The sequence below is a fragment of the Neisseria sp. HMSC070H10 genome, from assembly GCF_001837635.1.
GTDB lineage: Bacteria > Pseudomonadota > Gammaproteobacteria > Burkholderiales > Neisseriaceae > Neisseria > Neisseria subflava_A.
The window spans coordinates 80292-93080 of the sequence record NZ_KV833368.1 but is presented as its reverse complement, the minus strand read 5'-3'; the positions used below and the strand labels follow the sequence as shown (position 1 = coordinate 93080).

Below are 12789 nucleotides of genomic sequence, written 5' to 3'. Positions count from 1 at the left end.
TAGGCCAATTTTTCAAATCACACGAAAAATGGCCGCGCGGCCATTTTTTTGTTTATGTACTTCTGGAGAAGCATGGATATTCAAAGCATTCTTGATAAAACCCTGCCCGGCTTGGGCTACGAGCTGGTCGATTTCGAACTGACCGCACAAGGCGATTTGCGCGTTTTCATCGATAAAGAAGGCGGCATCACCGTCGAAGACTGCGCCACTGTCAGCAACCATCTGAGCCGCGTGTTTATGGTTGAAGACATCGACTACAAACGTTTGGAAATCTCCAGCCCTGGCCTTGACCGTCCGCTGAAAAAAGCCGCCGACTTCGTACGCTTTGCCGGCCAGAACGCCAAAATCAAAACACGCCTGCCGATTGATGGTCAGAAAAACTTCATCGGCCGCATCGAATCTTGCGAAAACGACATCGTTACCGTCTCTTTCGACGGCAAAACTGCCCAAATCGAATTGAGCAACATCGATAAAGCCCGTTTGCGCCCCGAATTTAAATTTTAAAAACCGATTACTTGGAGATTCTAGAAAATGAGTCGCGAAATGTTACAGCTGGCCGAAGCGCTGGCAAGTGAAAAAAACGTTGAAACGGAAGTCGTATTCAAAGCCCTTGAATTCGCTCTCTCTACTGCTGCCAAGAAAAAAGCCGACCGCGAGCACATGGACGTGCGCGTCGAAATCGACCGCGATACCGGCGAATACCAAACCTTCCGCCGCTGGCTGATTGTTGCCGATGAAGACTACACCTACCCCGACGTAGAAAAAACCATCGAGGAAATCCAAGAAGAAATTCCCGGCACAACCATCCAAATCGGCGAATACTACGAAGAGCAGCTGCCAAACGAAGGCTTCGGCCGCCAAGCCGCGCAAACTGCCAAACAAATCATCCTGCAACGCATCCGTGATGCGGAGCGCGAGCAAAACCTGAACGAGTTCCTCGCCTCTAAAGAAGACATCGTTTCCGGTACAGTAAAACGTGTCGAGCGCCACGGCATCATCGTTGAAGTCGTCGCGGGCAAACTTGACGCCCTGATTCCGCGCGAAGAAATGATTCCGCGTGAAAACTTCCGCAGCGGCGACCGCATCCGCGCCCTCTTCCTGCGCGTGGACGAAATCGGCAATACCGGCCGCAAACAAGTTATTTTGAGCCGTACCAGCGGCGACTTCTTGGCCAAACTCTACGCCAACGAAGTGCCTGAAATTGCAGACGGCCTGTTGGAAATCCGCGAAGTAGCACGCGACCCAGGTCAACGCGCCAAAGTTGCCGTTAAAGCCAACGACCAACGCATCGACCCGCAGGGTACTTGTATCGGCGTGCGCGGTTCCCGTGTTAACGCCGTGAGCAACGAATTGTCCGGCGAACGCATCGACATCGTATTGTGGTCTCCTGAGCCTGCCCAATTCGTGATGAATGCGCTGTCTCCTGCCGAAGTGAGCCGTATCGTGATTGATGAAGACAAACACGCGGTTGACGTGATCGTTGACGAAAACCAACTGGCACTGGCTATCGGCCGCGGCGGTCAAAACGTCCGCCTGGCTTCCATCCTGACAGGCTGGCAGCTGAACATCATGACCGTTGAAGAAGCCGACGAGCGCAATGCCGCCGAAGATGCCGTTATCCGCAACCTCTTCACCACCCACTTGAACATCGACGACGAAACCGCCGATATCTTGGTGGAAGAAGGCTTTGCCACATTGGAAGAAGTTGCTTACGTTCCAGCGGCAGAATTGCTCTCGATTGACGGCTTTGACGAAGAAATCGTTGAAACCCTGCGCAACCGCGCACGCGACGCGATCCTGACCATTACCATCGCCGCAGAAGAAAAACTGGGTGAAGTGTCTGAAGACATGCGCAATCTGGACGGCGTAGATTCCGATATGTTGCGCAAACTGGCCGAAGCCGGCGTTACCCAACGCGATGATCTGGCCGAGTTGTCTGTTGACGAATTGGTCGAAATTACCGGTATTGACGAAGAAGAAGCCAAAAAAGTGATTTTGGCTGCACGCGAACACTGGTTTACTGAAGAAAATAACTAAGGGGGTAATGAATGAGTAATACAACCGTAGCGCAATTTGCCGCCGAACTAAACCGCCCCGTCGATGATTTGCTTAAACAATTGAAAGAAGCCGGGGTCAACAAAAACAGCGGCAATGACAGCATAACCACTGACGACAAACAACTGTTGACTGCTTACCTGCAAAAGAAAAACGGCAGCAACAGCGGCACCATCAGCATCCGCCGCAAAAAAACCGAAGTCAGCACCGTTGACGGCGTAAAAGTGGAAACACGCCGCCGCAGCCGTGCCGTTACCATTCCTTCTTCCGAAGAATTGGCAGCAGAAGCCAAAGCCAAAGTAGCAGCAGAAAACCAAAGAGCCGAAGCAGAAAAAGCAGCCGCTCAAGCTGCCGAAGAAAAAGCCAAAGCTGAAGCAGAAGCTGCCGCAAAGGCCGAAGCCCGCGCCAAAGCAGAGGCTGAAGCAGCCAGACTGAAAGCAGCCAAAGCCGCACCAAAAGCGGAAGGCAAACCTGCCGAAGCCAAAAAAGAAGAAGCCAAACCGGTTGAAGCCGTAGAAGCTAAGGCCGAAGCAAAAGTTGAGGCTAAAGCAGACAACAAGCCGTCTGAAAAATCCGTTGAAGGTGAAAAACCAGCTGAAGCCAAAAAACCTGCCAAAGCCAAACAAGACAAAGGCGGCAAAGGCAAAGAAGCGAAAAAGGTAGCCAAACCTGCTGCTCCTGCCGTACCGCAACCTGTCGTCAGCGTGGAAGAACAGGCTCAACGCGATGAAGAAGCCCGTCGTGCTGCCGCCCTGCGTGCGCATCAAGAAGCCTTGTTAAAAGAAAAACAAGAGCGTCAAGCACGCCGTGAAGCCATAAAACAACAGGCCGAGAAAGACTCAAAACCTACTAAAGAAGCCAAATCAGGCGAACGTAATAAACCTGCCGAGAAAGCCAAAGCAGCATCCGGCGAAGGCAAATCCGAACACAACGCGCGCGGTAAAAAAGAAGACCGTCGTGAGCGTGATGAAGACACTCAAGGCCGTAACGCCAAAGGTAAAGGCGGTAAAGGCGGACGTGACCGCAATGCACGCAACGGCGACGACGAGCGCGTACGCGGCGGTAAAAAAGGCAAGAAACTCAAACTAGAGCCGAACCAACACGCCTTCCAAGCGCCGACCGAACCTGTCGTACACGAAGTTTTGGTGCCTGAAACCATTACCGTTGCCGACTTGGCACACAAAATGGCCGTTAAAGGCGTCGAAGTGGTTAAAGCCCTGATGAAAATGGGCATGATGGTAACCATCAACCAATCTATCGACCAAGACACTGCCCTGATTGTGGTGGAAGAACTCGGCCACATCGGCAAACCTGCCGCAGCCGACGACCCTGAAGCATTCTTGGATGAAGGCGTTGAAGCAGTAGAAGCCGAAGCATTGCCGCGTCCTCCGGTTGTTACCGTGATGGGTCACGTTGACCACGGTAAAACTTCCCTGCTGGACTACATCCGCCGCGCCAAAGTGGTACAAGGCGAAGCGGGCGGCATTACCCAACACATCGGTGCATACCACGTTGAAACCCCTCGCGGCGTAATTACCTTCTTGGATACTCCGGGTCACGAAGCGTTTACCGCCATGCGTGCGCGCGGTGCAAAAGCAACCGATATCGTGATTCTTGTGGTTGCAGCCGACGACGGCGTAATGCCGCAAACCATCGAGGCGATTGCCCACGCTAAAGCTGCGGGCGTACCGATGGTGGTTGCCGTCAACAAAATCGATAAAGAAGCTGCCAACCCTGAGCGTATCCGCCAAGAGCTGACTGCGCACGAAGTCGTGCCTGACGAATGGGGCGGCGATGTACAGTTTATCGACGTTTCCGCTAAAAAAGGCCTGAACATCGATGCATTGCTCGAAGCCGTCTTGCTCGAAGCCGAAGTTTTGGAACTGACTGCCCCAGTCGATGCACCTGCCAAAGGTATCATCGTTGAGGCACGTTTGGACAAAGGCCGTGGCGCGGTTGCCACATTACTGGTTCAAAGCGGTACGCTGAAAAAAGGCGATATGCTGCTGGCCGGTACTGCATTCGGTAAAATCCGTGCGATGGTTGACGAAAACGGCAAAGCCATCAATGAAGCCGGTCCGTCTATCCCTGTCGAAATCCTCGGCTTGTCCGACGTTCCGAACGCAGGCGAAGATGCAATGGTATTGGCCGACGAGAAAAAAGCGCGCGAAATCGCCCTCTTCCGTCAAGGCAAATACCGCGACGTGCGCTTGGCCAAACAACAGGCCGCAAAACTGGAAAACATGTTCAACAACATGGGCGAAAACCAAGCCCAATCCTTGTCTGTCATCATCAAAGCAGACGTACAAGGTTCTTACGAAGCTTTGGCGGGCAGCCTGAAAAAACTGTCCACTGACGAAGTGAAAGTGAACGTGTTGCACAGCGGCGTTGGCGGCATTACCGAATCTGATGTCAACTTGGCCATCGCTTCCGGCGCATTCATCATCGGCTTTAACGTCCGTGCAGATGCTTCCGCACGCAAACTGGCTGAGAATGAAAACGTGGAAATCCGTTACTACAACATCATTTACGATGCCATCGACGATGTGAAAGCCGCCATGAGCGGTATGCTCTCTCCGGAAGAGAAAGAGCAAGTAACCGGTACAGTCGAAATCCGTCAGGTTATCTCCGTTTCCAAAGTCGGCAACATTGCAGGCTGTATGGTTACCGACGGTGTGGTCAAACGCGATTCCCATGTCCGCCTCATCCGCAACAACGTGGTTATCCATACCGGCGAGCTGTCTTCTTTGAAACGCTACAAAGACGACGTCAAAGAAGTCCGCATGGGCTTCGAGTGTGGTCTGATGCTCAAAGGCTACAACGAGATTATGGAAGGCGACCAACTCGAATGTTTCGACATCGTCGAAGTTGCCCGTACTCTATAATCAGACAGGCCGTCTGAAAAATCAGAAGCAGGTTTTGCAATGCAAAACCTGCTTCTTTTTTCAGACGGCCTTTTTACAACCATTCATAGTTTGAAACTATGAAAATTGATGTGTGGTATATAAGAAACAAAACAGCCATACAAGGCAAAGCCATTTAGCAAAGGAATAGACGGCAGACAAAGCCTGATAAAGCTCTCTATATATTGTCATATCTTAACGTTTCTGTTGTTTTTATCAAATTTCGGCACTAGTATATACAGCCTAAACACAATACAAATTAAGCAATACCGGCCATATGCCGGATACGTTTACTTCCTTGTTACTCTCATCAATATCTAAAGAAAATATCATGACAATCGAAAAAGCAATGCGCACCTCCAATGCGCAATTTGAATTACGACATTTAGAGCAATTACAACCTTCCTTCCTTGAACAAGTAACGACAGGCACGTCGGAAGATGACGTTTATTATGTAACCCTCAGTGACGATACAATCATTGAAAACCCAAATGGCGGCGATGATACGGTTTGCAGCAACGTCAGCTATACCCTTCCAAACCACGTTAAAAACCTTGTTTTGACCGGTACAGCCAACATTTTCGGTGCTGGCAACAACAGCAACAACATCCTCATCGGCAATGAAGGCCGCAACCGCCTCAACAGCGGGCGCGGTGACGACATCGTTTACGGCGGCGGTGGCAACGATGTCATCAATGGGGGCGAAGGCAACGACCTTCTTTTCGGCGAAACAGGCAATGACATCCTCAACGGCGAAGCAGGCAACGATGTGCTTGAAGGTGGCGAAGGCGATGATACCTACCTTTTCTCTGCCCAAAGCGAGCAAGACACCATCATCGACAATCAAGGCCACAACAGCATCCGCTTTCATACTAATCTGAGCCTTAACGATTTAACCGTTGAAGTCCAAAACAACGAAACCGGTGGTAAAGACTGGCTGATTGCCGTAAAAAACAGCAACGCCGTTTTAACCATCAAAAACCAATACACTCAAAACGGTACAACACCGGCAGTCTCCCACTTCATCATCGGCACACAAAAACTGGATGTAAACAACTTTGCCAAATATTTTGATATTTCCCTGACTGAGCATACCGAAATCGGTCAGACCATCGATGGCAGCGACGACAATGACTACCTGATCGGCACATCCGGCGATGATATGATCGACGGCAAAGCCGATGCCGACATTATGGAAGGTGGGGACGGCAATGACACTTACTACGTTGATGATGTAAAAGACGTGGTGATTGAACAGGCTGGTGGCGGCGAAGATACCGTATTCAGCAGCATTTCCCATACTGCCGCTACCCACGTCGAAAATGTTACCCTGACCGGCTCAGCCAATATTTTTGCCGCCGGCAACAACAGTAATAACATCCTGACCGGTAACGAAGGCCGCAACCGCCTCAATAGCGGACGTGGTGATGATACCGTTTACGGCATGGGCGGCAACGACAATCTCAATGGCGGCGACGGCAACGATTATCTGGATGGCGGCGACGGTAACGATGCCATCAATGGCGATGCTGGCGACGATGTTTTGGTGGGTGGCAACGGTAAAGACATCCTGAAAGGCGGCGCCGGAAACGATACCTATATCTACGGCGACAACGATACCATTATCGACAACCAAGGCATCAATACCCTCAAGTTTTCAGACGGCCTGAACAATGCCAAGCTCAACCTGAAGACCATTCATAACGATGATGGCAGCCAAAGTTGGGAAATTACTTCGGAGCAAGGTTCAGCACTGATTCAAAACCAAATCGGCGCTGATGGCAGCATTTCCATCGACCGTTTCCAGTTCAACGACCAAACCTACACTGCCGCGCAGTTCCAACAAGCCTTCCAAGCGCTGAAAGGTGAAACCATCAAATTTGTCGGCACAAACGGCGACGATACCTTGCATGGCAATGCAGGCAACAATGAAATCGACGGCGGCAACGACGGCCATGACACCCTCTATGGCCACGACGGAGATGACATCTTGCGCGAACACAGCGAAACCTATTACGGCAACGAACCTGCTTCCGACGATAAACTCTATGGCGGCAACGGTAACGACAAACTCTATGCCCATGTAGGTGCAGACTTACTCGACGGCGGCACAGGCAATGATTATCTTGAAGGCGGCGAACACAACGATACCTATGTTTTCGGCAAAGGTTACGGTCACGACACCATTTTTGACTTCAACCTCGGTTTTGATAGCAAAGCAAGCCTACACAGACTCAACGCCAACGTCGTTAAATTTACCGGCGGCATCACCCTTGACGACCTTGAAATTACCGTTAAAAAAGGTTACGACAAGACCGGGATTGCCGACATGCCCGACAGCAACCAATTTGTATCCAATCCCCTGTTGGATGGCGATACTTGGCATATCCGCATTAAAGGCACAGACGATGTTTTAACCATCAAAAACCAAAGCGGCATTTACGGTGCGATTTCCGAGTTTCAGTTTGACGGCAATACCTCATACAGCACGGGCGAGCTGATCAACCACTTCAAACTGTCTATCCCGCACATGATCGGCAACACAAACATCGTCCAATACACCGGCCAACCCATTGAAGAACTCAACCGTGATGTGTACAACAACTTCAACCACACCATCCATGCCGATAGCAACAACAACGATTTAGATTTTTCGCGTTACACTTCTGTTGTCGAATACAGGGGCAACCGCAGTGATGAAACCATTACTTTGGGCCGAGGTATCAACATCGTTGATACAGCCGGCGGCAACGATACCATTACCGACCCGGGTGCCAACAACACCGTTATCATGTTTGGCAGAAACAGCGGCAACGACACCTTTAATCCATATGGTGGCAGCGATACCCAAGTCCTTTTCAAAGAAGGACTTACGCTGAAAGATTTACAGTTGAAAACCGGCGATGATTGGGTCTTAACCATCAAAGATACAGGCGACACCCTGACCATCCATGACATTGCCAACAATAATGTCGACAGCTTTGTATTCAGAAACGGTAAGAGCTACACCGCCGACGAAATCAGCAAAGCACTGATGACTGAAAATACACAAAACAACGGTATCCTGTAAAACTCAAAGGCCGTCTGAAACCTTAATTCAGACGGCCTCAGTCTTTTGCTGATTTATTTATTGTTCTGCTATATAATTATTCTCATTCGAATTCACAAGAAAGAATAAAAATGGATGCCTTAAATCTCCTCACCACGCGTCGCTCTTCCAAAAAACTGACGGCTCCGGCGCCCAACGCCGAGCAACTGGAACAAATGCTGCAAGCGGCAACACAAGTACCTGATCACGGCAATATGCGCCCTTACCGCTTTACTGTGATTCAAAGCGAGACCGGCTTGCAACGTTTCCGCGAGCTTTTGAGCAAGACCGTTACCGAACTCAACTTCGGTGATGATGCCATGAAAAAGGCCGAACGCGTCGGCAACATGGCGCCTATGATTATTGGCGTTACATTTGCGCCAAACCGTGAAGTGGCGAAACCCAAACCTGAATGGGAACAAATGCTGACTGCCGGCTGTGCCGCCTATGCTTTACAACTGGCTGCTTCTGCTCAAGGCTTCGACAATGTTTGGATCACGGGCATGTGGGTCAACAGCCCATTGTTGCGCGAAGCATTTGATTGTGCCGACAAAGACAAAATCATCGGCCTGATGATGATTGGCTCGCCGACCGAAGAAGGCGGCGGCCCGAAAAATACCAACCTGGAATGCTTTACCACTTATTGGTAAAGCCTGAAAATACTCAGGCCGTCTGAAAACCTGATTTAATGGTTTTCAGACGGCCTTTTTATGTCTCTTGTCAAAATATCAAGCCGGATTCATAAACGCTTCAATTTCTTCCAAAGAAATATCCGCCGTTGCACCATGACGCGAAGCAACCAACGCGCCCAACGCACAAGCAAAAGTAATGGCTTCTTGAGGAGGCGCATTGTTCAACAATTTGTAAGTCAAACCGCCAAGAAAGCTGTCGCCCGAGCCGACAGTATCCACCACTTTAACGCGGAAACCGCAATGGCGGTACACCTCGCCGTCCTTATACAAAACCGCGCCATGGCTGCCCAAAGTCACACACAAGATTTTGACACCGGTCAGCTTAACAAGGTAGCTGATATTTTGTTCGATACTGTGATAAGGAGAACCGTAAGCCGCAGCCAATTCATACAACTCATCGTCATTGAGTTTGACCATATCGGACTGTTTCATGGTCTCCAACAAGCGGTCAAGATCGTAATGCGGCTTGCGCAGATTAACGTCAAAAATTTTGAATTTGGCTTCTTTCAGCAAAACTGCCAAGCTTTTACGCGAAACTTCATCGCGGGTTGCCAAGCTGCCGAAAACGAACGCATCGGATTCCGCCACTCGCTTGATTGCCGCATTATTATTTGCAATTCTGTCCCACGCGCAAGGATAAACAATCTCATAAGACGCACTGCCAGACTTGTCCAAATGCACTTTTACCAAACTGGTCGCGCATTCGTGGCAAACCTGCAAATAATCAGTATTGACGTTTTTGCTTTGGACCTGGCGCAGCAATTCCTCGCCATCGGCATCATCGCCGCGACGGCTGATGATGGCAGCATCGATACCCAAAGACTGCAAACGGACAGCAACATTCAAGGGGGCGCCACCCAATACCTTTCCGTTTGGAAAATCGTCCCACAGCACTTCGCCGAAACTGGTTACTTTCATTCTTGGCCTTCCTTTTTTGAGGTTGATTGGCAGGGTCTGCACTCCCGACAGATTTTTTGCAAATCATGTACTTGTAGTAAAACTCCAGCATCGGGGGCAAAAGTATTATGTTTTAAAATATTGGGACTGACAAGCAATTAAGGGGACATCAGACAATAAACTTGATTCATCACAAAATTATATCGTCCATATTTTTTCTTTTTCTTTCACATTTATCCCCTCTGATTTCATCAAAATAAAACATTTTGAAATTTAAATACAAAAGGCCGTCTGAAAACTGATTCAATCAATTTTCAGACGGCCTTTATCGAAGTATTGCAGCGATTAAACTACCACTTCTTCTTTTTTCTTCACTTCTTTGGCAATGTTCTCACGGCTCAAGCCAAACATCAGCAAGAGCGGGCTAGCAACCAATACGGAAGAGTAAATACCGAACACGATACCGATGGTCAGCGCCATAGAGAAGCCGTGCAAGGCCGCTCCGCCGAACACCAGCATAGAAACAACCATTGCCTCGGTCGAACCGTGGGTAATGATGGTACGGCTCATGGTAGCGGTAATCGCATTGTCGATAACCTCCGGAACAGTATGGCCGCGCATATGCGGTTTGCGGAAGTTTTCACGAATACGGTCAAACACCACCACGGATTCGTTCACAGAATAACCCAGAACTGCCAAAATACCTGCCAAGACAGTCAGAGAGAATTCCCATTGGAAGAAGGCGAAACAGCCGAGAATAATCACGATATCGTGCATATTCGCAATAATCGCGGATACTGCAAAACGCCACTCAAAACGCATGGACAAGTAAATAATAATACCTGCCACCACGAAGCCCAATGCCATCAAACCATTGGTAACCAATTCTTCACCAACCTGAGGGCCGATGAATTCAACTTGGCGCAAGGTAACGTCAGGATTGTCTTTTTTCAGCAAATCCATCACTTGGTTGGACAATTGGGCGGAGGTTACGCCTTCTTTGTTCGGCAGGCGAATCATGATGTGCTTGTTCGTACCCAATGCCTGAACCTGTACATCGCCCATTTTCAGCGTATCGAGGCGTTTGCGTGTTTTATTCACATCAACGCCCTGCTGATATTGGACTTCCATCACCGTACCGCCGGTAAATTCGACGGAGAAATTCAGGCCTTTGGTTACCAAAAAGAACACGGCGGCGATAAACGTAACCAACGAAATAAAAGTCGTCAGTTTGCCGTAGCTCATAAACGGAATATCGCGTTTGATTTTAAATAATTCCATGTTTTACTCCTTGCCTTCTGCCATTTCAGCTTTCGGCTTCCATACCGAACCAATGGAAATATTCCGCAATTTGCGACGGCGGCCGTACCACAGGTTAACCAAAGCACGGAACACGACCACAGATGAATACATCGAGGTCAGAATACCGATACAGTGCACAACGGCAAAACCGCGTACAGGGCCGGAACCGAATACCAACAAAGCAATACCGGCAATCAGAGAGGTCAAGTTAGAGTCGACAATAGTTGCCCAAGCATGTTGGAAACCGAGATTGATGGCCTGCTGAGGTGGTATACCTGCGCGTAATTCTTCACGGATACGCTCGTTAATCAATACGTTGGAGTCAATCGCCATACCCAGTGTCAATGCCAACGCGGCAATACCCGGCAAGGTCAGCGTTGCCTGCATGGCAGACAAAATACCTACCAAGAACAAGATATTGGTACTCAAAGCGATAGTAGAGAAGAAACCCATCAGACGGTAGTAAACCACCATAAACGCTGCAACGGCGGCAAAGCCCCACAAGGTGGAATTGAAACCTTTTTCAATGTTTTCTTTACCCAAAGACGGGCCGATGGTACGTTCTTCGACAATCTGCATCGGAGCAGCCAGCGAGCCGGCACGCAGCAACAATGAAGTATCGTTGGCTTCGGCAGTTGTCATGCTGCCGGAAATCTCCACACGGCCACCGGTAATGGCGGCGCGAATGACAGGCGCGGTTACGACTTCGGATTTACCTTGGTCGATCAACACCATAGCCATACGTTTACCCACATTGGCCGAAGTCAATTCGCCAAAAATGCTACCACCTGCGCTGTCCAAACTCAGGCTCACGGCAGGCGCGCCCATTTGGTCAAAGCTAGGTTGCGCGTCGTTGATGTTGTCGCCGGTCAGTTCAACTTGTTTGTTAACCAAAATAGTTTCCGGATGATCGCCACCGCTTGACAGCAACTCATAACCAGTCGGGACATTACCGTTTAAGGCTTCCTGCAATTTAATCGGATCGTCTTCCACCATGCGTACTTCCAAAGTCGCAGTACGACCGATAATGTCTTTTGCTTTGGCAGTATCTTGCACACCCGGCAGCTGTACGACAATGCGGTCAAGGCCGGATTGCTGGATAACCGGTTCTGCCACACCCAATTCGTTCACACGGTTGTGCAAAGTGTTGATGTTTTGCTTCACCGCATCAGAGCGTACTTTATTAATCGCCTCTTCAGACAGAGTCAGCACGATATTGTTGCCGTCTGCAACTAAAGTGGCTTCAGGGAACATTTTTTGCAACTGAGGCAAAGCCTTTTGTACATCGGCAGCATCTTGCAGAGGCACAGTCAGACCATTCTCAGACTGATGCACCGTGCCGGTACGGATTTTTTCGCGGCGCAATTCGCGGCGAATGTCGCCGGCGTAACGTTCAAACGTTTTCTGCATCGCGGCTTTCATGTCCACCTGCATGGTGAAATGCACGCCGCCGCGCAAGTCCAGACCCAAGAACATCGGATTGGCTTTAATTTTCGCCATCCACTCTGGGCTGTCCGCCAAAAGGTTGAGCGCGGTAATATAACCTTCGCCCAAAGTGTTTTCGATGACATCACGCGCTTTCAGTTGCGTTTCGGTATCTTTGAAACGCACTTTCAGCGAGTTGTCGACGATGAACATACCATCAGTCTGAATACCTGCCTGTTTCAGCGCGGCATCCACTTTAGACTGGGTTTGATCGTTGATCACGATGGCTTGTCGGTTGGTCGATACCTGTACGGCAGGCGTTTCACCGAAAAGGTTGGGCAGCGAGTAAACAGCCGCAACCACAATCGTGAACGCAATCAGCAGGTATTTCCATAAAGGATAACGGTTCATGGTAAACCTTTGCTTT

Annotated in this window: 8 protein-coding genes; 5 read left to right on the top strand and 3 right to left on the bottom strand. The window is 49.6% G+C overall.

Annotated features, from left to right (window positions below; translation table 11 throughout):
- Positions 1-72 precede the first annotated feature (72 nt).
- The 5 genes from rimP (at position 73) to HMPREF2606_RS04745 (ending at position 8696) form a co-directional block, all read left to right on the top strand.
- Positions 73-504, top strand: coding sequence for a ribosome maturation factor RimP (rimP, locus tag HMPREF2606_RS04765; protein ID WP_003685973.1), 432 nt, complete (start codon positions 73-75; stop codon positions 502-504).
- Positions 505-531: 27 nt separating this feature from the next.
- Positions 532-2037 (top strand): transcription termination factor NusA, encoded by a 1506-nt coding sequence (gene nusA, locus HMPREF2606_RS04760; RefSeq protein ID WP_070713315.1) that lies wholly within the window; start codon positions 532-534, stop codon positions 2035-2037.
- Between the two features lie 11 nt (positions 2038-2048).
- Positions 2049-4940, top strand: coding sequence for a translation initiation factor IF-2 (gene infB / locus HMPREF2606_RS04755; RefSeq protein WP_070843392.1), 2892 nt, complete (start codon positions 2049-2051; stop codon positions 4938-4940).
- Between the two features lie 349 nt (positions 4941-5289).
- Entirely contained in the window at positions 5290-8028 is a 2739-nt protein-coding gene (locus tag HMPREF2606_RS04750; RefSeq protein ID WP_070843391.1) for a calcium-binding protein, read from the top strand.
- 110 nt (positions 8029-8138) lie between these two features.
- A complete protein-coding gene (locus tag HMPREF2606_RS04745; RefSeq protein WP_070843390.1) occupies positions 8139-8696 on the top strand; it encodes a nitroreductase family protein in 558 nt (185 codons plus the stop codon).
- A 78-nt stretch (positions 8697-8774) separates the two neighbouring features.
- Here HMPREF2606_RS04745 and HMPREF2606_RS04740 read toward each other — a convergent pair whose 3' ends face one another.
- From HMPREF2606_RS04740 to secD, 3 genes are all read right to left on the bottom strand, one after another.
- Positions 8775-9656 (bottom strand): carbohydrate kinase family protein, encoded by an 882-nt coding sequence (locus tag HMPREF2606_RS04740; RefSeq protein ID WP_070843389.1) that lies wholly within the window; start codon positions 9654-9656, stop codon positions 8775-8777.
- A gap of 324 nt (positions 9657-9980) precedes the next feature.
- Positions 9981-10916 (bottom strand): protein translocase subunit SecF, encoded by a 936-nt coding sequence (gene secF, locus HMPREF2606_RS04735; RefSeq protein ID WP_070843388.1) that lies wholly within the window; start codon positions 10914-10916, stop codon positions 9981-9983.
- A gap of 3 nt (positions 10917-10919) precedes the next feature.
- Positions 10920-12773: a protein translocase subunit SecD gene (secD, locus tag HMPREF2606_RS04730; RefSeq protein WP_070843387.1), complete on the bottom strand. Its 1854-nt coding sequence runs from the start codon at positions 12771-12773 to the stop codon at positions 10920-10922.
- Between the last annotated feature and the right edge of the window lie 16 nt (positions 12774-12789).